Raw genomic sequence first — 19480 nt, 5'->3', positions numbered from 1 at the left:
CGGACCCCCGTCCGGGCGTCCCGAACGCGCCGCCCCGTGCCGGTTCGGGCGTTTCGGCGGTCACCGTCGGCGGTACAGCAGGTCGGCGACCGGCCGACCGGCCCTGATTGCTCGCCGCTCGAACTTCGTCACCGGTCGGTGCGCCGGCCGCGGCGCGAAGCCGCCGTACGCGTCCACCAGCTCCGGGTCCGCGTCGAGGGTCTCCCGCATCACGTCCGCGTACTCGGCCCAGTCGGTCGCGCAGTGCAGCGTGCCGCCGGAGCGCAGCCGGGACCGCAGCAGCGCCACGTGCGCCGGCTGGATGAGCCGCCGCTTGTGGTGGCGGGACTTCGGCCACGGGTCCGGGAAGAAGACGTGCACGGCGTCCAGCACGCCCTCGGGCAAGCCGCTGACCAGGGACAACGCGTCACCCTGCGCCACCCGTACGTTGCGCAGGCCACCACGCTCCACCAGGTCGAGCAGGTTGGCGATTCCCGGCGTGTGCACCTCGACCGCCAGATAATCTCGATCCGGGTCGGCGGTAGCCATCGCAGCGGTGCTGTCGCCCATGCCCGAGCCGATCTCGAGCACCACGGGCGCCCGGCGACCGAACAGGTCGGCCAGGTCGACGGGCAGCGCAGGTCCGTCCGGCACATCCAGGCCGTACGCGGGCCAGAGCCGGCTCAGCGCGTCGGTCTGCCGGTCGCTCATCCGACCCCGGCGGGGGTGGAACGTGCGGATCGTCCGGCTCGCGGGCGGGACGGCGGGGTCATGGTCGGTGGCGGTCACAGCGACCCGAGCGTACGCGACGCCGCCGGCGGATCGGATGTGATGTGCGACCGGAAATGAGAGGATCCAACTGGTACGGCAGGTCGGGTGCTCCACCGCCCGACCCGGCCGCACGGCGTCGAGAGGGGGCATCGTGAGAGTGACCCGCGGCGTCGTGACCCTGTCGCTGGTGACCGTGCTGGCCGGCCCCCTGCTGGCCGCAGCGCCCGCCCTCGCCACGCCCGCTCTCGCCGCGCCTGAGCCTGCCGCCGTTGCGCTTGCGTCCCAGTCTGCCGTCGCCGTCTTTGCCGTGCCCGAGCAGCCTGCTGCCGTTCCTGCCGTGCCCGAGCAGGCTGCTGTCGTCCCGCCCGCGCCCGAGCAGGCTGTTGCCGTCGCGCCCGCGCCCGAGTGGGCTGTTGCGGTCGCGCCCGCGCCCGCGCAGGCTGTTGCCGTCGCGCCCGCGCCCGAGTGGGCCGTTGCTGTCGCGCCCGAGCAGGCTGTTGCTGTCGCGCCCGCGCCGCAGCCCGAAGGGCTGCCCGGCGGAGCGCCCCAACCGACTTCGGCGATGGACATCTTCGTCGAGGTGAGCCCCAGCACGGTGCAGCCCGGTTACCTGGTCGGCATCCGGGCCAGTTGTCGGGACAACTCGGTGGGCGCCACAGTGGTCTCCGACGCCTTCGGGGCGGTCGGCGTGCAGCCGCAGGGCGGGGTGCTCACCGCCGCGCCGATGGTCCGCGAGCGCACCCGCCCCGGCAACTACCGGGTCAAGCTGGAGTGCCGCGACGGCGAGACCGCCTCGACAATGCTTCAGGTCGTCAAGAAGATCCCCAACCAGCCGAGTCGGGGTCCGGCAACCGGGTTCGGTGGGAGCACCGGCGGGATGACCGGCAAACTGCTGCTGCCCGGCGGTGCGGCACTGATCATCACCGGGCTGGTCCTCGCCGTGATGGCGCTGCGCCGCCCCCGAGCCGCCGCGCGTCGCTGAGGCCCGTCATGGAGATCTTCCGCCCCACGCCGCCGCCGGCCGGTTCACGCCCGCCGGCGGCTGGCCGTCCCGCCTCGCCGCCGGACGCTGCCCGCCAGCCGTTCGCCGGTCGTCCCGCCTCGCCGCCGGACGCTGCCCGCCAGCCGTTCGCCGGTCGCCCCGCCTCGCCGCCCGATGACGTCCGGCTGCCCTTGGATGACGGTTGGCCGGGCTCCGACCGTCCGCCAAAGCCCCACCGTCCGCCGAAGCCCCACCGCCCGCCGAAGCCCCACCGCCCGCCGGATCCCGACCGCCCGTCGGTGGCCGCGCGGCCACCGACCGTCGTTGCCCCCCGGCGTAGTCGTCCCTCCGGTCGCAGCCCCTGGTCCGTACCGTTGGCAGTGGTGTTGGTGTTGGCAGGGGTCTTCGCCACCGGAGCCGGGCTGGCCCGTTCGGTCGGCCCGTTCGACCTGGCCCCGACCGGCGGCGACCGGCCGGCCCGCAGTGAGTCGGTCGGGTTGTCGGCCAGTCGCCCGGTGCGCCTCTCGGTGCCGGCGATCAAGGTGACCGCGCCGGTGGCGCCCGTCGGGCAGGCGCGGGACGGCTCGATCGCCGTACCGCCGTTGGAACGGCACAACGAAACCGGCTGGTACGACCGGGGTCCCACCCCCGGTGAGCCTGGCCCTGCGGTGATCGTCGGGCACGTGGACACGAAGACCGGCCCGTCGGTCTTCTACGACCTGGGCAAGCTGCACCCCGGCGACCTGATCGAGGTGGCCCGGGCGGACGAGTCGGTGGTGGTGTTCCGGGTCGACACCGTCGAACACTTCCCGAAGGACCAGCTGCCCGCCGAGCGGATCTACGGCCACGACGGGCCACCCGGGCTGCGGTTGATCACCTGCGGTGGGCAGTTCATCGGCGGCCGTACCGGCTACGCCGACAACGTCATCGCCTTCGCCACCCTCCAGTCGTCCCGCAAGTCCTGAGGCCGACCCGGCCGGGCTGGCGGGGCCGTCCGCCCGCCTGGTCGTCGGCCTGTCCGGTCGGCCGATCCTCGGCCGCTGCGGTTGATCGACTCGGGATCATTGAAGTCGCGGTATCGGACCGACCGGGACACCCCGGTTTCATTGAACCCGAGTGGATCAAGCCGGCGGGGGCGCGCCGGGCCAGCGTCGGCGAGGGGCGCCGGGCAGCGTCGGCGGCGGGCAACGGACAGCGGCGGCGGGCGCCGGGACAGCGTCGGCGTCAGCCCAGGAAGGCCAGGAGTTGGCGGGTGGTCTCGTCGGGGGCTTCCTCCGGAATGAAGTGCCCGACCGGGACCGGCTCGCCGCGTACGTCGTCGGCCCACTCGCGCCAGATCGCGAGCGGGTCGTCGTAGAGCTTCGCGACCTGGCCGCGTTGGCTCCAGAGAAACAGCACCGGGCAGGTGATCTTCCGGTTCCCGCGATCCGCCTCGTCCTGCTGGTAGTCCAGCGTCGAGGCGGCCCGGAACTCCTCGCAGATCGCGTGCACGGTCGCGGGGTCGCTGAACTGCTTGACGTACGCCGCCCGGACCTCGGCGGGGAAGGCGTCCTGCACCTCGGGCCAGGTGTCGAGCATGAAGTCGACGAGCACCGCGGGCGCCGCGTCGATGAACCGCTCGGGCACCGGCGCGGGCGCCGCCAGGAAGGACCAGACCCAGTAGGAGAGGCTGAACGTCCGGTCGGCGCGGTCGTAGACGTCTCCGATGGGCACCACGTCCATCACGGCCAGCCGCGTGACGGCGTCCGGCTCGTCCAGCGCGAGCCGGTACGCGCAGCGCGCCCCGCGATCGTGGCCGACGAGGCGGAACTGCTCATGGCCCAGACTCCGCATCACCGCGACCTGGTCCCGGGCGATGGCTCGCATGCTGTACGGCTCGTGATCCGGACTGCTCGGAGGCTTACCGCTGTCGCCCCAACCCCGCAGGTCGGTGGCGACGACTGTGTAGTGCTCGGCGAGCCGTGGCGCGACCTGATGCCACATGAGGTGCGTCTCGGGGATGCCGTGCAGCAGCAGAACCGGCGGCCCGCTTCCGCCGCGGCGTCCGTGGATCGTCGCGCCGGGCGTGTCGATGTCGAACTCTTCGAAGCCGTCGAACATGGCCGGACCCCGCACCTTCCTGGGACCGCTCGGCGTGAACGGCCTGTGCCGGCGGGCAGGGCGACTGGTGGCCGGCTGCCGCTCGGGCCGCTTCGACGCTATCAACGGAAACGCCCGGCCCGCCGGCATTTGGCTGAGGCGCGGTGCGGCCCGGCCCCGCGGTGGTGATCGACACGGGATTCTTGATGTCGCGGTATCCCACGGACTCGGACACCCCGGTTTCATTGAACCGGAGTGGATCAAGCCGCGTGGATGGTCAGGGCTGGGGGACGTGCAGGGCCACCTCGAACTCCAGCAGGCTGGCACCGGCGGAGACCGGGGGACGGGGCTTGTCGCCGGGGGCGGCGGCGTGGGCGGCGCGCGACGGGCCGGCGGCCCACGCCTGGTACGCCTCTTCGCTCTCCCACTTCGTGTAGACGAAGTAGCGGGTCTCGCCGGCCACCGGGCGGAGCAGTTCGAAGCCGAGGAAGCCGGGGGAGCTCTCCACCGCGCCGGCCCGGGCGGCGAACCGCTTCTCCAACTCCGCGCCGCTGCCGGCCGGGACCTCGATTGCGTTGATCTTCACGACTGCCATCTGCCCACCCTAGCCACTCAGAACGCCTCGACCGCCGGGACCAGGTCCACGTCGACAACGATCGGCGCGTGGTCGGAGGGGCCCTTGCCCTTGCGGGCCTCCCGGTCCACGTACGCGGAGCGGACCGCTCGGGCGAACGGCGCGGAGGCGTACACCAGGTCGATTCTCATGCCTTTGTTCTGGTGGAACATGCCGGCCCGGTAGTCCCAGTAGGTGAAGGGGTGCGGGCCCTTCATCGGGGTGGGCACGACGTCGCTGAGGCCCAGGTCGCGCAGCGCCGCGAGGGCTGCCCGCTCGGCCGGGGTGACGTGCGTGGAGTGGGTGAAGACCGCCGGGTCCCAGACGTCGGCGTCGGTCGGGGCGACGTTGAAGTCGCCGCAGACCGCCAGCGGCAACCCACCGGCCAGTTCGGCGTCCAGTGCGTCGCGCAGCGCCGCGAACCAGGCCAACTTGTACGCGTAGTGCGGGTCGTCCGGCGTCCGGCCGTTGGGCACGTACACCGACCAGACCCGCACCCCGTCGCAGGTGGCGGAGATGGCCCGGGCCTCCGGCTCGGGGAAGCCGGGTTCACCGGCGAACCCGACCCGGACGTCGCCCAGCCCGACCCGGGACAGGATGGCCACCCCGTTCCACCGGCCGTCACTGTGGCTGGCCACGGTGTAGCCCAGCGCGCCCACCTCGGTCGCCGGGAAGGCGCCGTCCGGGCATTTCGTCTCCTGCAGGCAGACGACGTCCGGCCCGGTGTCGGCCAGCCACTCGAGCAGCCGGGGTAGGCGGGCCTTCACCGAGTTGACGTTCCAGGTCGCCAGGCGCATGCCCCCAGCCTGCCGCATCCGCCGCCGGGACGCCGGGTCAGCTGCCCGGGGTGTCGCCGGGACGGGTCTGTTCGGCCAGGAACCGTTCCAGTTCGGCGCCGAGTTCGTCGGCCGTGGGCAGTGGGCCGGCGTCCGGGGCGAGAAGGCTCTTCTCGCCCCGACCTCGGGCGAACGCGTCGTACTGCTCCTCCAGGGCCTGGACCAGGGCCGCGGCGTCCTCGGTCTGCGCGACCTGCCGGTCGATCTCCACCCGGACCACCTCGGCGGCCGAGCGCAGCCCGTCGCCGGGCAGCAGTAGCCCGGTGCTGCGTGACACCGAGGTGAGCAGCACCTCGGCGGCGGCCGGGTATTCGGTCTGCGCCACGTAGTGCGGCACGTGGGCGGCGAAGCCCAGCGCGTCGCGGCCCTGCTCGCCGAGGCGGAACTCCAGCAGGTGACCGACGCTGCCGGGCACCTGGACGCGTTGTAACCAGGGCTCGTAGCCGGCGATCAGCTCGGGGCGGGTGGCGTGCGCGGTCACCCCGGTGGGCCGGGTGTGCGGGACCGCCATCGGAATCGAATTGAGCCCCACTGTGAGCCGGACGTCCAGCCGGGCGGCGAGCCCGGCGACGGCGGCCACGAAACGCTCCCACTGAAGGTCCGGTTCGGGGCCGGTGAGCAGCAGGAACGGGGTCTCGTCGTCGTCGTGCAGCAGGTGCAGCTCCAGCTTGGGCGCGTCAACGCTCTCCCAGTGGTCCTCGACGAAGGTCATCACCGGTCGTCGCGATCGGTAGTCGAAGAGCTGGTCGACGTCGAACGTGGCGATCGGCCGACCCTCCAGCGAGGTGAGTAGCTGCTCACGCGCCAGTCGGCTGGCGTTTCCGGCGTCCACGAACCCGGTGAGGGCCTGGATCAGGACCGGCTGCCCGAGGTCGGGCAGATCGTCGGTGAGCTGGTAGAGCTCGTGTGGGTCGAGCACCGGTGCGGACCTCCCTGAAATGTGCCTGCGGGGTGCCTCGCGACGGAGGGCACCCGTTCGGGCAACGTACCCGCCATCCTGGTGCATTCCTGCGTCGGGCGATCCGTTGGCCGGGTGGTGGGCGTGACCAGACTAATCGGCTGTTTACGCCATCAGGTCGAGCCTCCTGGCCGATCGACCGAGGGACGGTTCGGCCCAAAGGCCGAGTTTGTCGATCATGTCAGACTCGGCGGTGGAATGTGCCGTCCTGTCCGGGCCGTGCCGGTCCGCGTGTGGCGCCAGGTTCATCCGGTACGCGAGGTCCGTTCCCCGGGCGGGTCACCCCGCCCAGGTCGTCCAGCAGTACGGCTCCGATCTGTGTCGAGCGCCACGTGATCACCGTGCGTGATCAGGGTTTCCGCCTGCCTAGCCTCGGTTGATGCGTGACGACGGCACCCTCGACGACCCGTACGCCCCGAGCAGGCCCACTGCCGATACGGAGGATGGCACCTCAACCGAACGGACAACCACCGCGAGCCGGCTCCGGGCGTACGCCCGGGACCTGACCGGTCGACGCCGGGCACAGCTGGCGCTGGCCACCGGTGTGGTGTGCTGTCTCGGTCTGACCGCCGTCGTCCAGGTTCGTAACGACGACGCCGACGCCGCGACCCGGAGTGGATCGCTCTCCAGTGCCGAGTTGGCGCAGCGCGCCGAGCAGCAGCGCGCCTCCCGTTCCCTCGACCGCACGCCTGCCCCGAGCACCTCCGCCGCCGCCCAGTCCGCCGCGGCGAGCCCCGCCGACCCGGACACCAGCGCGCGGGCACGCACTGTCGCCCCCGCTCGCCCGACCGACCCGGCGCCCGTCGCCGGGCTGGACGAGGACCAGATGGAGAACGCCGAGGCGATCGTCAGTACCGGCCGCAAGATGGGTGTGCCGCGCCGGGGTCTGGTGATCGCGGTGGCCACCGCCATGCAGGAGAGCAATCTCTACAACGTGGCCAGCGGCGTACTGCCCGAGTCGCAGGACTATCCGCACCAGGGCGTCGGCTGGGACCACGACTCGGTCGGGTTGTTCCAACAGCGTTCCAGCAGCGGCTGGGGCCCGGTGGAGCGGCTGATGGACCCCGAGTTCGCCACCCGGCAGTTCCTCAGCGCGCTGGAGCAGGTGCCCGGCTGGCAGCGGATGCGGCTCACCGACGCCGCCCAGGCGGTGCAGGTCTCCGCGTACCCCGAGCACTACCAGCAGCACGAGTGGCGGGCCACCCGGGTCGTTGACGCCATCGTGCCGGCGGGGCGGTAACCTACCGCCCACTATGGACGGTCAGGGTTGAGGCTGTCGCATCCCGGGTACATGTGTTGCGGGTTCGGGGTACACATGACTACGGGACCACCGACAGGAGGACGTTATGTCACTGATGCAGCGGATCAGCGCGTTTCTGAAATCACCGAAGGGGCAGCAGTTGGTCGACCGGGGCCGGCGCGAGATGGCCAAGCCGGGCAACCAGCAGAAGCTGAAGGGGTTGGCAGCTCGGTTCTCCAACCGCCGCCGCTGACCGCTCCATCGGCCGCCCTGTCCACCGTTTCCACCCCTGGGGAGACCTGGTGACCGACACCCCGCCCGTCGGCGGTCAGCCCGCCGCACCTACTCCGCAGCCGTCCGTCGACGTGCCGGCCGGGCCGGTTGACGCCCCCGAGGGTCCGCCGGCCCGGCTCTGGGACCGGATGCGTGACGACCCGCAGTACGCGCCGGAGCACCTTGCCCTGGAGGCGGTGCGCCGCCTCGGGCCGGAAGCCGTGCAGTGGGCCGCCCGTGCCCGGGCCGAGCAGCCCGGGGTTTCCGCCGACGTCCTGGCCGACCAGGCGGCCCGCAAGTTCGTCAACCTGGCCCGACTGTCCGGCGCGGTCTCCGGCGCGGCCGGGCTGCCCGGCGCCGTGATCGACGTGGGCGTGCTGGCATGGACCCAGGCGCGCATGGTGCTGCACATCGCCGCCGCGTACGACGTCGACCCCCTGCACAATGACCGCGCCACCGACCTGCTGGTGCTCCAGCGGGTGCACAAGGTCGCCGAGAGCGCCCGGCTGGCGCTCGGCGTGGCCGCCGGCCGGGAACGCGCCGACGCGCTCTTCGGCCTGGGCGGTCAGCGTCCGCTCGGTCGGGTCATGCTGCAACTCGGCATCCGGCTGGCCCAGATGGCCGGCGTCCGGGCCGCGAAGCGGATGGTCGCCAAGATCGTCCCCGGTGCGGCAATCGTGCTCGGCACCTGGGCCAACTCGTCGGCTACAAAAGACCTCGCCCAGCGATCCCGGGCCCTCTACGGCTCCCGCGGCGACGCCGTCCCGGAGCCGCGCCAACCCTGACGGCCCGTCCGGGGTCGTCAGCCGGCCAGGCCGGAGGAGCGCCAGGTCACCTCAGCGATGCGGCCCTGGCCGGTGGCGTTGGGGTGGAACCAGTCCAGCGGGTTGAGCAGGTCCAGGGTGAACCGGACCTTGTGCAACGCGCCGCCGTCGTGCCGGCACCGTGCCCCGTACGCCCGGCAGGCCGCCTTCAACTCGGCGTTGTACGCGTCGATCCGGTCCCGGACGGCGGCCCGGCGCGCCCGGTCGGCCGGTGCGGTCGAGGTCGCGTCGGCCAGCAGGGCCGGGCAGATTCCCCGCCGCCACGCGCGGGTCGCCCGGGCGTCGTCGTGCCCGACCTCCCAGAGCCGGTACAGGTCGGGAATGCTCACCACCAGCACCCGGGCCTTCGGCCGGCCGGTCCGCAGGACCCGCAGCCCCCGGTCGACGTCGGCCCGGAACCGGGCCACCGGCGTCATCGCGTCCACCCCACCCCGACAGACGTCGTTGGCACCGATCAGCACTGTGACGTAGTCGGGGCGGTCGCGTACCGCCGCCTGGGCCTGACCCGCCAGGGCGTCCGCTCGGGCGCCGGGACGGGCATGGTTGTAGGTCCGGTCGCGGATCGCCGCATTCTGTTCGAGCAGTCGCCGGTAGTGGCTCTGCACCCGCAGCCCGTCCCCGGTCGACCAGGAGTTGCGTTCGCAGGAGGTGAGCACCAGGCAGGAGGCGAAGCCGGTGCTGATCGAGTCGCCGAGGGCGGCGATGCCGCCCGGCCCGCTCGACGGCGGGGCACTCGTGGTGGGGCGGGGTTCCGCGGAGTTGCCGCCCTCGCAGGCCAGCGCTACCAGCGCCGCGAGACAGGCCAGTGCGGCGACCCAGCGTCGAGGCATGACGTCTCCCGTTCCCGCAGCACAGAGCGACAGCTCGGTAACTCTATGCGCAGGATGTGGCTTGCCGGGAAGTTGCTGTCGGCTATGCGGCAGAGTGCCGACGCGGAAGCCGTCGGGGTGCTATGCGTCCCGCCACGGTGCCCGCTGACCGTGCAGCCACCAGTGCAACGCCCGGGTGATCCGGGGGAGCACCAGATAGGTCATCAGCGGGGTCAGGCAGAGCGTCATCAGCAGCACCCGGGCCGCCAGTGGCACCGCGTCGAGAAAGCGGCTCGTCAGCAGGGTGGCGGTCAGGCTCAGGGGGAAGAACGCCAGCCAGATCGTCACCGCCTGCTTCCAGCGGGGCGGCGACGCGGGCGGGGCCGACTCCACCGGGTCCACCGAGTGCTCCAGCGGCCTGTCGAACCAGCCCTCGATCCCGGTACGCCGCTCGACCCGGGTGTGCTCGACGATGCCCTGCGCCGAGCTGAGCCACCAGTGCCGCTGCGGCGACTCCTCCCACCGGCGCAGCGTCTCGGCGTCGGCGAAGCGGTAGAGCATGTGCCACTCCGGCGAACCGGGGCCGCTCTGCACCCATCCGGCGCCGAGGAAGCCGGGGAACGCCTCGGCCAGCGCGGTACCGGCCCGCATCCACGCCACCATCTCGCTGGCCCGGCCGGGGTCGACGCGGCGGGCGATGGAGACGGTCACCGGCACGGCGAGGGTCATTGACATGCGCCCATCCTGCGGTCGACGGGGCCGCGGCGCGAACGGATGTGCCGGAGCACACCGACGCGTGCGGGTGCGCGGGCGCGGGGTACCGGTTAATCCGGCCGATCGGGGGTAGGTCGGTGGGTATGACGAGATCGCAGCCCCGGCGCGCCCGTGGCACGGTCGGCCACGCGAACAGCGCGCTGAACCTTCGGCTCACCCTTGCCAGCTTCGGGCTGGTGATCATGGTGCTCTTCGCGGTGCTGGCATTCTGGGCCGGCATCGCCTGGCTCGGCGTACTCTGCGCGATCTTCGCCGTGGTCGCCGTGGTCGACCTGGTCGTGATCCAGCGCCGCCGCGCCGCCCGCCGCCGCGAGGAGCCGGGCGTACGACACTCGTTGTTCGAGTGACAGGAGGACGGAATGCCCCACATCGCCACCACCAACCCCGCCACCGGACAGGTGCTCAAGACCTATGAGGCGATGTCCACCGAGCAACTCGACGACGCCATCGAGCGCACCGACCTCGCGTTCCGCCAGCTGCGGGCGACGACCGTCGACCAGCGCGCCCAGTGGATGAACGCCGCGGCCGACCTGCTGGACGCCGAGCGCGACGAAATCGCCCGGATCATGACCACGGAGATGGGCAAGACGTACGCCTCGGCGCAGGCCGAGGTGACCAAGTGCGCCACCGCCGCCCGCTTCTACGCCGACAAGGCCCCCGCGTTCCTCGCCGACGAGCCCGCCGACGCCGCCGCCGTGAAGGCCACCCAGGCGTTCATCCGCTACCAGCCGATCGGCGTGGTGCTCGCGGTGATGCCGTGGAACTTCCCGCTCTGGCAGGTGATGCGCTTCGCCGCCCCGGCACTGATGGCCGGCAACACCGGCCTGCTCAAGCACGCCTCGAACGTGCCACAGACCGCGCTGCTGCTGGAGGACGTGTTCCGGCGAGCAGGCTTCCCCGAGGGGGCCTTCACCACAGTGCTGGTCGACTCGGAGGCGGTCGACCACATCCTCAGCGACCCCCGGGTACGCGCCGCGACGCTCACCGGCAGCGAGCCCGCCGGCCGGTCCATCGCCCAGATCGCCGGCCGGGAGCTGAAGAAGACAGTCCTCGAACTCGGCGGCAGCGACCCCTTCGTGGTGATGCCCTCAGCCGACGTGGACCGCGCCGCAGAGGTGGCCACCACCGCCCGCTGCCAGAACAACGGCCAGTCCTGCATCGCCGCGAAGCGGTTCATCGTGCACACCGACGTGTTCGACGCCTTCGCCGAGAAGTTCGCCGCCAACATGGCCGCGCTGCGCGTCGGCGACCCGATGGACCCGAACACCGACGTCGGGCCGCTGGCCAGCGAGCGTGGCCGCGACGAGGTGCACGCGCAGGTCCGCGACGCGGCGGACAACGGCGCGACGGTGCTCTGCGGCGGCGAGCCGCCGAGCGGCGACGGCTGGTTCTACCCGCCGACAGTGGTCACCGACCTCACCCCGCGGATGCGGATGTGGTCGGAGGAGGTCTTCGGCCCGGTGGCCGGTCTGTTCCGGGTCTCGTCGTACGAGGAGGCCATCGAGGTCGCCAACGGCACCAGCTTCGGGCTCGGCTCGAACGCCTGGACCCGGGACCCCGCCGAGCAGGAGCGCTTCGCCACCGACCTGGACGCCGGCAACGTCTTCATCAACGGGATGACCACCTCGTACCCCGAGTTGCCGTTCGGCGGTGTGAAGAACTCCGGTTACGGGCGGGAACTGTCGGCGCTGGGCATGCGGGAGTTCTGCAACACCAAGACCGTCTGGGTGGGCGAGGGTGCCGCCTCGGCCGGCGCCGGCGCACACGCCGAGTAGTTCGGGGCGCGGCACGCGTCAGCCGGCGTCGTCGTGGGTAGGAAGTGTGCCCATGACGTCGTTCGGGTTCCACGCCTCACATGAGCAGATCGGTCCACGCGCCCTGTTGGAGGCGGTGATCCACGCCGAGCGGGCCGGTTTCGACGCCGCCATGTGCTCCGACCACTTCTCCCCGTGGAGCGCCCGGCAGGGCGAGTCCGGCTTCGCCTGGTCCTGGCTGGGCTCGGCGTTGCAGGCCACCGGCATGCCGTTCGGCGTGGTCAACGCGCCCGGCCAGAGGTACCACCCGGCGATCATCGCGCAGGCGATCGGCACCCTCGGCGCGATGTATCCGGGCCGGTTCTGGGCGGCCCTGGGCACCGGCGAGGCCAGCAACGAGCACATCACCGGCGACCCGTGGCCGCGCAAGGACGTACGCAGCGCCCGGCTGCGCGAGTGCGTGGACGTGATCCGGGCCCTGCTGGCCGGCGAGGAGGTCAGCCACGACGGCCTGGTCCGGGTGGATCGGGCCCGGCTGTGGACCCGCCCCGAGCAGCCGCCCGCGCTGGTCGGTGCCGCCGTCAGCGTGGCCACCGCCCGCTGGTGCGCCGAATGGGCGGACGGGCTGATCACCGTGAACGCCCCGGTGGCCCACCTGCGCGAGATGATCGACGCGTACCGGGACGCGGGCGGGCGGGGGCCGCTGCATCTCCAGGTGCACGTCTCCTGGGCGCCGGAGCAGGCCCAGGCCGAGGCCATCGCCCACGACCAGTGGCGCAGCAACGTCTTCGCCCCGCCGGTCTGCTGGGACCTGGAGACGGTCGAACACTTCGACGTGGTCTCCGCCGACGTACCGGCGCAGCGGGTCGCCGAGGTGGTTAACGTGTCGGCGGACCTGGGTCGGCACGTCGGCTGGCTGGAGGAGTACGTGCAGCTCGGCTTCGACCAGATCGCCCTGCACCACGTCGGGCAGGAGCAGCGCGGCTTCATCGACGCGTTCGGTGCGGAGGTGTTGCCGAAGCTGCGCCCGGGCGGCTGATCGAACAGGCGTACCCCTAGGCTCGTACCCCATGGAAAGCCTGTTTCCGGTCGTCGTCTTCCTGGCGATCGCCACCCTGGGTGCCGCGTTGGCCCGCCGACTCGGCCTGCTCGCGCCGATCGTGCTGGTTGTTCTCGGCCTGGGGCTCTCGTTCGTGCCGGGCTTCCCACAGGTGGAACTCGACCCGGAGTTGGTGCTGGTCGGCATCCTGCCGCCGCTGCTCTACGTGGCCGCGCTGGAGACCTCGGTGCCGGCGTTCAAGAACAACATCCGGCCGATCCTGCTGCTGGCGGTCGGCCTGGTGTTGTTTACCGCGTTCGTGGTCGGGCTGGTGCTGCACCTGCTGTTGCCGCAGCTACCGTTCGCGATCTGCCTTGCCCTCGGAGCGGTGGTCGCCCCACCGGACGCCGTGGCCGCCACGGCCGTCGCCCGCCGGGTCGGGCTGCCCCGCCGGGTCGTCACCATCCTGGAGGGCGAGAGCCTGGTCAACGACGCCACCGCGCTGGTGCTGCTGCGGGTCGCGACGATGGCCACCGTCGGCTCGGCCGCCGGCGCCGACAAGATCGCCATCGAGGTGCTGCGGTCCACCGGCGGCGGCATCCTGATCGGGGCGCTCGGGGCGCTGGTGTTCGGCTTCCTGCATCGGCGGATCACCGACCCGTTGCTGGACAACGCGCTGTCACTGATCATCCCGTTCGCTGTGGTGTTCACCGCCGAACACCTGCACGCCTCCGGGGTGGTCGCGGTGGTCGTCACCGGGCTGGTGCTCGGGCACAAGCTGCCCCAGCTGCTGTCGGCGGCGTCCAGGTTGCAGGTCGGCGCATTCTGGCGGCTGGTCCGTTTCCTGCTGGAGGGCCTGGTCTTCCTGCTGGTCGGGCTCCAGCTGCGGGAGGTGCTGCGGGATCTCGACGAGCCGATCGGCTCGCTCATCCTGATCACCTTCGCGCTGCTCGCCACCGTCTTCCTGACCCGGTTCGTCTGGCTCTTCCCGGCCACCTACCTGGCCCGGTTGGTCCCCCGGGTCCGCCGCCGTGACGAGCGCCCGTCACCGAAGTTCCCGATCATCATCGGGTGGGCCGGCATGCGGGGCGTGGTCACCCTGGCCGCCGCGCTGGCCCTTCCACTGACCCTGGCCGGCGACGAGCCGTACCCCAGGGCTTTGTTCATCTGGCTGGCCTTCGCTGTGATCGTCTTCACCCTGGTCGGCCAGGGCGCCACCCTGCCGCTCGTCGCCCGCCGGTTGAAGCTGCCACAGGACGACCCGGTGCAGGACGCGCTCTCCGCGGCCGGGGTGCAGCAGCAGGCCAGCAAGGCCGCCCAGGACCGCCTCGACGAGTTGGCCGACAGCGCCCCGGATGCTGTAGTGGACCGGCTGCGTCGGGCGGTCGAGGACCGCACCAACATGGCGTGGGAACGGCTCGGTGGCACCGAGCGGGAGACCCCGTCGCAGGCGTACGGTCGGCTGCGGCAGGAGATGATCGACGCCGAGCGGGATGTGTTCCGGGCGGCCCGGGACTCCGGTCGGATTCCTGAGGAAGTGCTGGTGCGGGCCTACCGTGACCTGGACCTGGAAGAGTCGTTGCTGCGAGAGGTTGAGAAGTGAGCTGTCAGCACCTGACCGAGGCCGGTGCCGCCGAGCCGCGTACCCCCGACGAGTGCGCGGACTGCGTCGCCATCGGTGACACCTACTGGGTGCACCTGCGCACCTGCCTGAGCTGCGGGCAGGTCGGCTGCTGTGACTCGTCGCCGAACCAGCACGCGAGCAAGCACTTCGCGTCCACCGGCCACCCGGTGATCCGCTCGGCGCAACCGGGCGAGGCCTGGCGCTGGTGCTTCGTCGACGAGGAGATCGGCTGAGCGTTGGCCGACGTTGGGTCGGCGCGCCGGGGCAGGGCGGTCGTCACTGCGCCCGGCTCAGCGGCTGATGCCGTCGACGAGACGTTCGGTGGCGAGGCAGGAGACGAGGCATCGTTCCTTTGCGTCGCCGCTCAGCCTGGCGGTCCAGTCGGTGAGGCCGCCGTCGCCGATCTCCAGGCTGCCGCCCAGGGCGGTGATCCGCAGGGCGCACCCCGTGTAGTAGCCGCGACCGCGAGATCGTTCCGGTTCGTCCACCAGCGGCACCACGTCCCCGGCGAGCGCCGGTCGGACGGTGTCGGCCAGCCGCTCCCGGATGACCCGATCGTCGAAGGCGGTGACGTGCAGCCGAGGCGCGGCCGCCGGTGCCAACTCGGCGAGCACGGCCCGCCAGTAGCTGAGGTGCCGGACCAGCAGCCGGGCCTGCGTGCCGCCCGAGCCAGTGTCCCGGGCGCTGGAGACCAGGGCGAAGAGCCGGAAGTGCGCCGACGCGTCGCCGCCGAAATCCTGCGCCCGCAGCACCCGATGGGCGGCGGCCAGGTGCACCTCGCTCTGTCGGCGGCGACGCACGGCCGCCTCGATGGCGAGGGCGTTGGTGGGGTCGCTCAGCACCTCGCTGGCGCGCATCGTGGTGACGACCCTGTTCTGGCTGACCGGCGCGACCGCCGAGCAGGTGCCGACCGGTACGACCGGCGACAGCTCCACACCGGCGACGTCGGCGGGTAGTAGCTGCCACATCCTGGCCTCCACCTGTGCGAGCACGCGCGGATCGGCGCGGGCCGGGCGGACGAAGCGGTCCTCGCCCCAGCGGCGTAGCACCTCGGGTGGGCGCACGGCCGCCGCCCGGTCGCGGGCCAGGCCCAGCAGCAGAGTACGCAGGTCCGCGCCGGACAGCCCGGCCAACGCGGTCCGCGTCCCGGCCGGCATCGCCGCCCACACCCGACGCTCCGCGCCCGGCAGTTCGTCGCCATCCATGGCGTCACCATGGCTCACTCGGGGCGACCGATCCATCGGTTTTGCGGTGTGCCCGGTGATTCGTTCACGTCATCAGCTCGACAGTGCCAGCCGCAGGCCCTCGCCCACTCGTCCCGAACGGCCTCCGGCGGGCCAGCGGCACCCCATCAAGTGATCATGGAAGCCCTGGTGGCGGCCGTACTCCCGTCTATGCTTCACCGACGTGCGAGCGTCAACGGGGGACGGACATGATTGACACGGTCATCTTCGATGTTGGCGGGACCATTCTCGACGAGTCCCACGAGTTCGCCGCCTGGGCCGACTGGCTCGGCGTGCCCCGGCACACGTTCTCGGCGGTCTTCGGTGCGGTGATCGCCCGGGGTCTGGACTATCAGGAGACGTTCCGGGTCTTCCGGCCCGACTTCGATCTCGCCATCGAGCTCGAGCGTCGGGCGGCTGCCGGCCAGCCGGAGTCGTTCGCCGAGGAGGATCTCTACCCGGACGCGCGGGGGTGCCTGGAGTCCTTGAAGGACCAGGGCCTGTTCGTGGGCCTGGCCGGTAACCAGCCAGCTCATGCGGAGGCGACTCTGCGCGATCTCGACCTTCCGGTGGACGTGATCGGCACGTCGCACGGGTGGGGTGTTGCGAAGCCGTCACCGGTGTTCTTCGAGCGGGTCGTCGCCGCGGGCGGTGGCGTCGCGTCGTCGATCCTGTACGTCGGCGACCGGCCCGACAACGACGTGCGTCCGGCCCTGGAGGCGGGCATGAAGACGTGCCTGATCCGACGCGGTCCGTGGGGGCACATCCTCGATCCCTCCACAGTGGCCGTGCGGTGCCTGTTCCGGATCGACTCGCTGGACGAACTCCCGAGCCTGGTGGCGGAGCACAACGCGGCCGGCGGTTGACCCGCCGGCCGCGCTGATCGTGCGGTCCCCGTGACCGCCCGGGAAGGGCGGCCACCAGGACGTCGGTCAGGTCAGCGAGCAGGCCGCTCCATTGACAGTGACCAGGCCGGGGCTCGGGTTGGCGCCGCCGCCTGTCGTCGCGTTGAAGCCGAACGTCACAGTGCCGCCGGGTGCGATCTTGGCGTTGTACGACTCGTTGCGCGCGGTCACCGTCGCTCCCGACTGGGCGACCTTCGCCAGCCACGCCTCGCGTACCCGCTGGTCACCGGTGAACGCGAAGCGCACGCTCCAGCCGTTGATGGCCGCGGTGCCCGTGTTCTGGATGGTCAGCTGCCCGGTGAACCCGGTGCCGCCCTGCCAGGCGCCGTAGTTGGTGTAGCGGGCCGTGCAGGTGGTGGCCGGCACCGCGCCGGCGTCACCCTGGTCGGCCAGGAACGAGGAGATCCAGGCCAGCGCCGAGTTCCAGTTGATCGCCACCTCGTTGGTCGAGTACGAGTTGATGTCGTCGACGTAGCAGAACATCGGCTCGCAGCCGGCGAGCAGTTGCGCCACGAACGGGTCCTGGAGGGCCGCGTTCGGGCCACCGGCGAGGGAACCGGCGGGCGGTCGGGGCAGGTTCGGGTCGAGCTGGTGGCCGAAGATCCGGCTGTGCTGGTTCTGCGCGGCGTGCTCTCCCCACCCGGTGACGTAGGAGATGTTCAGGGCGTTGCGACCGAGGATGTAGTCCATGGCCTGCACGGCGCCGTCGCGGTAGACGGGGTTGCGAGTCAGGTCGAACGCGGTGGCCAGCACCACGGCGTTGTTGATGACGTTGCTGTTGCCGCCCCAGAAGTAGCTGTTGGCGTCACCGGGCATCGGCAGCCCGTACGCCTGCCGGCGCAGCTCGGCGAGGTAGGTGTCGGCGGCGGCGGTGACCGAGGCGCGGACCCGGGCCAGGTCGGCGGCGGGTAGCCCGTTCGGCACGGTGGCCAGGTCGAGGCGGCCCAGCGCGGCCACGCTCTGCCAGCCGAAGCCCCGGGCGTCGAACACGTTTCCGGTGTGGTGCGGTGACGCGGTCAGGTCGGCCAGGTAGTTCTGCGCCCCGGTGGTCAGGTACAGCTCGGCCGCCGCCCAGTAGAACTCGTCGGTGACGTTGCTGTCGTCGTACGCGCCGCCGCCGGTGCCGTCGGTCGGGCTGGCGTACACCGCCGGGTGGGCCTTGGCCGCGGCGTAGGCGGTCTTCGCGGCAGTGCCGCAGCGGGTCGCGAACGCCGCGTCGTAGGGGGCGAAGAGCCGGGCGCACTGGGCGGCGGTGGCGGCCAGGTTGAGGGTGGCCGCGGTCGACGGCGGGTGCAGCTCGCGCGGCTGCGGGTCGTCCTGCGGGGCGAGGGGCAGCCCGGTCCAGTTCTGATCGTGGATCTTGTGGTGGACCATGCCGGCGAGCGGCTTGCCGGCGGGCACCTGCATGCGCAGCAGGAACTCCAGTTCCCAGCGCGCCTCGTCGAGGATGTCCGGCACCCCGTTGTCGCGCTCGGGCACCCGCAGCGTGCCGTCGGCGAGTTCCGCGCCGCCGTTGGCGGTGGCCGCCGTCTTGGTCCGCTCGAAGGTGTTCAGCAGTTGGTAGGTGGCGATGCCGCCGTTGACCACGTACTTGCCGTGGTCGCCGGCGTCGTACCAACCGCCGCGCACGTCCAGGGAGTAGTCGCAGACACCCGGCTGGCAGGGCACGTTGGTGTCGCCCTGGTTGGGTGCGACACCGAGGTGGCCGGCGGGTCGGGCGTACTCGTCGCCGATCAGGTCACCGTCGATGGCGATGCCGCTGCGCTGGGCATAGAAGAACTGCAACGAGTCGGAGCGCAGCTGGTCGTAGAGGGTGCCGGAGATGTCGAACGGGTGGCTTGTCTCGCCGTCCACGGTGAGCGTGAGCCCGCTGCCGGGGGTGCGGTAGCTGGAGAAGTCGACCGTCTGCACGTTCTGCCCGGAGGCGGCGTCGACACCGCGAGCGGTGGTGGTGCCACTGGCCACGACGGCGCCGGCGGCGTTGCGCAGCTGCCAGGGCAATGCTTCGGTGGCCTCGGTGACGACAGTGGCGTTCTTCGGGCCGCCGGGAAGGTAGCCGACCTGGTTGACGCGCACCCGTGGCCCGGTGTCCGGCTCGTACGGCTCGGGCGGCTCGCCGCCGCGCAGCGAGACGTCGTCCAGGCAGATGGTCTGCGCCTGGGCGGAACCGCCGACCTGGAAGATCAGTTGGGCGCTGGGGTTGTCGTCCGGGACGGTGAAGGTCTGCTCGACCCGCTGGAGGGTGCCGGTCGCTGTGGCGTCCACGGCCGCGTACGTGGTGTACGGGGCGCTGCCGAGCTGCAACACGGCCTTGACCGCGGCGCCGGGAGTTGCGGAGACCGCGAAGCCGAGGGTGTATTCGGCGCCGGCGATCAGCGGCACGCCGTCCTGGCCGATGCCGGCGTCCCACGGGTTGGCCAGCCCGCCCGCGACTGTGGTGCAGAGCTGGCCGTCGGTGACCGCCAGCGCGCCGGTGCCGAAGGAGAACCAGGGGCTCACCCCGGCGCTGAAGTCGCCGTTGTCGATCTGCTCGGGGGCGTCCGGTGGTGGGTCGGCGTGGGCCGCGCCGGCGCCCGCGCCGGTGAGGGCCAGAGTGGTCGCCGCAGCCAACAGGAGGCGGCGTCGGGATGGCGTCACGGGGAGTCCTTCCGGGACGGAAAGTGGGACGTTGGTGGTGGCACTGTGATGCGGAGGTGACCTGGGAGCGCTCCCAGGTATCGGCTCGATGTTTCCAGTGCCGGTACGCCATGTCAATTGATCTGGTTGGATGGGTTTCAGCATCCGACGAGGGCGGTCA

The 19480-nt window shown here is 71.9% G+C and carries 20 protein-coding genes; 11 read left to right on the top strand and 9 right to left on the bottom strand.

The annotated features are described in order from the left end of the window. Positions 1–60 precede the first annotated feature (60 nt). Positions 61–768, bottom strand: coding sequence for a tRNA (guanosine(46)-N7)-methyltransferase TrmB (trmB, locus tag ACIA47_RS21470; protein ID WP_396710106.1), 708 nt, complete (start codon positions 766–768; stop codon positions 61–63). Positions 769–898: 130 nt separating this feature from the next. On the opposite strand from trmB, the gene ACIA47_RS21465 reads away from it, so the two are divergent. Beyond that, a complete protein-coding gene (locus ACIA47_RS21465; RefSeq protein WP_396710156.1) occupies positions 899–1732 on the top strand; it encodes a hypothetical protein in 834 nt (277 codons plus the stop codon). Between the two features lie 299 nt (positions 1733–2031). Then, positions 2032–2697, top strand: coding sequence for a class F sortase (locus tag ACIA47_RS21460; protein ID WP_396710104.1), 666 nt, complete (start codon positions 2032–2034; stop codon positions 2695–2697). A gap of 259 nt (positions 2698–2956) precedes the next feature. On the opposite strand, the gene ACIA47_RS21455 is transcribed toward ACIA47_RS21460, so the two are convergent. From ACIA47_RS21455 to ACIA47_RS21440, 4 genes are all read right to left on the bottom strand, one after another. Continuing rightward, positions 2957–3832 (bottom strand): alpha/beta fold hydrolase, encoded by an 876-nt coding sequence (locus ACIA47_RS21455; protein ID WP_396710102.1) that lies wholly within the window; start codon positions 3830–3832, stop codon positions 2957–2959. Positions 3833–4088: 256 nt separating this feature from the next. Beyond that, positions 4089–4406, bottom strand: a complete 318-nt coding sequence (locus ACIA47_RS21450; RefSeq protein WP_203122435.1) for an antibiotic biosynthesis monooxygenase — start codon at positions 4404–4406, stop codon at positions 4089–4091. 17 nt (positions 4407–4423) lie between these two features. Continuing rightward, on the bottom strand, positions 4424–5221 hold the full coding sequence (locus ACIA47_RS21445; RefSeq protein ID WP_396710100.1) for an exodeoxyribonuclease III: 798 nt from the start codon (positions 5219–5221) through the stop codon (positions 4424–4426). A gap of 37 nt (positions 5222–5258) precedes the next feature. Continuing rightward, positions 5259–6179, bottom strand: coding sequence for a PAC2 family protein (locus ACIA47_RS21440; protein ID WP_355423646.1), 921 nt, complete (start codon positions 6177–6179; stop codon positions 5259–5261). A 418-nt stretch (positions 6180–6597) separates the two neighbouring features. Here ACIA47_RS21440 and ACIA47_RS21435 point away from each other — a divergent pair, with 418 nt between their 5' ends. From ACIA47_RS21435 to ACIA47_RS21425, 3 genes are all read left to right on the top strand, one after another. Continuing rightward, a complete protein-coding gene (locus ACIA47_RS21435) occupies positions 6598–7458 on the top strand; it encodes a peptidase M23 (RefSeq protein ID WP_396710098.1) in 861 nt (286 codons plus the stop codon). 106 nt (positions 7459–7564) lie between these two features. Further along, positions 7565–7711, top strand: a complete 147-nt coding sequence (locus ACIA47_RS21430) for a hypothetical protein (protein ID WP_203122442.1) — start codon at positions 7565–7567, stop codon at positions 7709–7711. A 49-nt stretch (positions 7712–7760) separates the two neighbouring features. Continuing rightward, the gene (locus ACIA47_RS21425; protein WP_203122444.1) at positions 7761–8516 is read left to right on the top strand and encodes an EcsC family protein; all 756 of its coding nucleotides are present in this window, start codon (positions 7761–7763) and stop codon (positions 8514–8516) included. A gap of 17 nt (positions 8517–8533) precedes the next feature. Here the strand turns inward: ACIA47_RS21425 and ACIA47_RS21420 are convergent, their stop codons facing one another. Then, positions 8534–9385: a GDSL-type esterase/lipase family protein gene (locus ACIA47_RS21420; protein WP_396710095.1), complete on the bottom strand. Its 852-nt coding sequence runs from the start codon at positions 9383–9385 to the stop codon at positions 8534–8536. Positions 9386–9505: 120 nt separating this feature from the next. Then, on the bottom strand, positions 9506–10099 hold the full coding sequence (locus ACIA47_RS21415; RefSeq protein ID WP_203122448.1) for an antibiotic biosynthesis monooxygenase: 594 nt from the start codon (positions 10097–10099) through the stop codon (positions 9506–9508). A 122-nt stretch (positions 10100–10221) separates the two neighbouring features. Here ACIA47_RS21415 and ACIA47_RS21410 point away from each other — a divergent pair, with 122 nt between their 5' ends. The 5 genes from ACIA47_RS21410 to ACIA47_RS21390 are packed head-to-tail and all read left to right on the top strand — an operon-like array spanning position 10222 to position 14788. Then, a complete protein-coding gene (locus tag ACIA47_RS21410; RefSeq protein WP_091401582.1) occupies positions 10222–10485 on the top strand; it encodes a DUF6343 family protein in 264 nt (87 codons plus the stop codon). Between the two features lie 12 nt (positions 10486–10497). Then, the gene (locus tag ACIA47_RS21405; protein WP_396710092.1) at positions 10498–11913 is read left to right on the top strand and encodes an NADP-dependent succinic semialdehyde dehydrogenase; all 1416 of its coding nucleotides are present in this window, start codon (positions 10498–10500) and stop codon (positions 11911–11913) included. A gap of 52 nt (positions 11914–11965) precedes the next feature. Beyond that, on the top strand, positions 11966–12931 hold the full coding sequence (locus ACIA47_RS21400; protein ID WP_396710090.1) for a TIGR03885 family FMN-dependent LLM class oxidoreductase: 966 nt from the start codon (positions 11966–11968) through the stop codon (positions 12929–12931). A 31-nt stretch (positions 12932–12962) separates the two neighbouring features. Beyond that, the gene (locus ACIA47_RS21395) at positions 12963–14534 is read left to right on the top strand and encodes a Na+/H+ antiporter (protein ID WP_396710088.1); all 1572 of its coding nucleotides are present in this window, start codon (positions 12963–12965) and stop codon (positions 14532–14534) included. Then, positions 14531–14788, top strand: coding sequence for a UBP-type zinc finger domain-containing protein (locus ACIA47_RS21390; RefSeq protein WP_091401591.1), 258 nt, complete (start codon positions 14531–14533; stop codon positions 14786–14788). The genes ACIA47_RS21395 and ACIA47_RS21390 overlap by 4 nt, the downstream gene beginning before the upstream one ends. A 57-nt stretch (positions 14789–14845) precedes the next feature. Here ACIA47_RS21390 and ACIA47_RS21385 read toward each other — a convergent pair whose 3' ends face one another. Beyond that, positions 14846–15760, bottom strand: coding sequence for a hypothetical protein (locus ACIA47_RS21385; RefSeq protein WP_396710085.1), 915 nt, complete (start codon positions 15758–15760; stop codon positions 14846–14848). A 227-nt stretch (positions 15761–15987) separates the two neighbouring features. Here ACIA47_RS21385 and ACIA47_RS21380 point away from each other — a divergent pair, with 227 nt between their 5' ends. Then, positions 15988–16644, top strand: a complete 657-nt coding sequence (locus tag ACIA47_RS21380; RefSeq protein ID WP_396710083.1) for an HAD family hydrolase — start codon at positions 15988–15990, stop codon at positions 16642–16644. 66 nt (positions 16645–16710) lie between these two features. On the opposite strand, the gene ACIA47_RS21375 is transcribed toward ACIA47_RS21380, so the two are convergent. Then, complete coding sequence (locus ACIA47_RS21375) at positions 16711–19320, bottom strand: glycoside hydrolase family 9 protein (RefSeq protein WP_396710081.1); 2610 nt, start codon at positions 19318–19320, stop codon at positions 16711–16713. Between the last annotated feature and the right edge of the window lie 160 nt (positions 19321–19480).

The organism is Micromonospora sp. NPDC051227 (assembly GCF_044455385.1).
Taxonomy (GTDB): Bacteria; Actinomycetota; Actinomycetes; order Mycobacteriales; family Micromonosporaceae; genus Micromonospora.
Note: the sequence above shows the minus strand (reverse complement) of the source record. Positions and strands in the feature narration are given on the sequence as shown.

Excerpts from the sequence above, each read along its gene's own strand:
- ACIA47_RS21395 (WP_396710088.1), top strand. The coding sequence starts at position 12,963 with ATGGAAAGCCTGTTTCCGGTCGTCGTCTTCCTGGCGATCGCCACCCTG.
- ACIA47_RS21420 (WP_396710095.1), bottom strand. The coding sequence starts at position 9,385 with ATGCCTCGACGCTGGGTCGCCGCACTGGCCTGTCTCGCGGCGCTGGTA.
- ACIA47_RS21415 (WP_203122448.1), bottom strand. The coding sequence starts at position 10,099 with ATGTCAATGACCCTCGCCGTGCCGGTGACCGTCTCCATCGCCCGCCGC.
- ACIA47_RS21450 (WP_203122435.1), bottom strand. The coding sequence starts at position 4,406 with ATGGCAGTCGTGAAGATCAACGCAATCGAGGTCCCGGCCGGCAGCGGC.
- ACIA47_RS21445 (WP_396710100.1), bottom strand. The coding sequence starts at position 5,221 with ATGCGCCTGGCGACCTGGAACGTCAACTCGGTGAAGGCCCGCCTACCC.
- ACIA47_RS21405 (WP_396710092.1), top strand. The coding sequence starts at position 10,498 with ATGCCCCACATCGCCACCACCAACCCCGCCACCGGACAGGTGCTCAAG.
- ACIA47_RS21380 (WP_396710083.1), top strand. The coding sequence starts at position 15,988 with ATGATTGACACGGTCATCTTCGATGTTGGCGGGACCATTCTCGACGAG.
- ACIA47_RS21400 (WP_396710090.1), top strand. The coding sequence starts at position 11,966 with ATGACGTCGTTCGGGTTCCACGCCTCACATGAGCAGATCGGTCCACGC.
- ACIA47_RS21410 (WP_091401582.1), top strand. The coding sequence starts at position 10,222 with ATGACGAGATCGCAGCCCCGGCGCGCCCGTGGCACGGTCGGCCACGCG.
- ACIA47_RS21430 (WP_203122442.1), top strand. The coding sequence starts at position 7,565 with ATGTCACTGATGCAGCGGATCAGCGCGTTTCTGAAATCACCGAAGGGG.
- ACIA47_RS21435 (WP_396710098.1), top strand. The coding sequence starts at position 6,598 with ATGCGTGACGACGGCACCCTCGACGACCCGTACGCCCCGAGCAGGCCC.
- ACIA47_RS21385 (WP_396710085.1), bottom strand. The coding sequence starts at position 15,760 with ATGGATGGCGACGAACTGCCGGGCGCGGAGCGTCGGGTGTGGGCGGCG.
- ACIA47_RS21455 (WP_396710102.1), bottom strand. The coding sequence starts at position 3,832 with ATGTTCGACGGCTTCGAAGAGTTCGACATCGACACGCCCGGCGCGACG.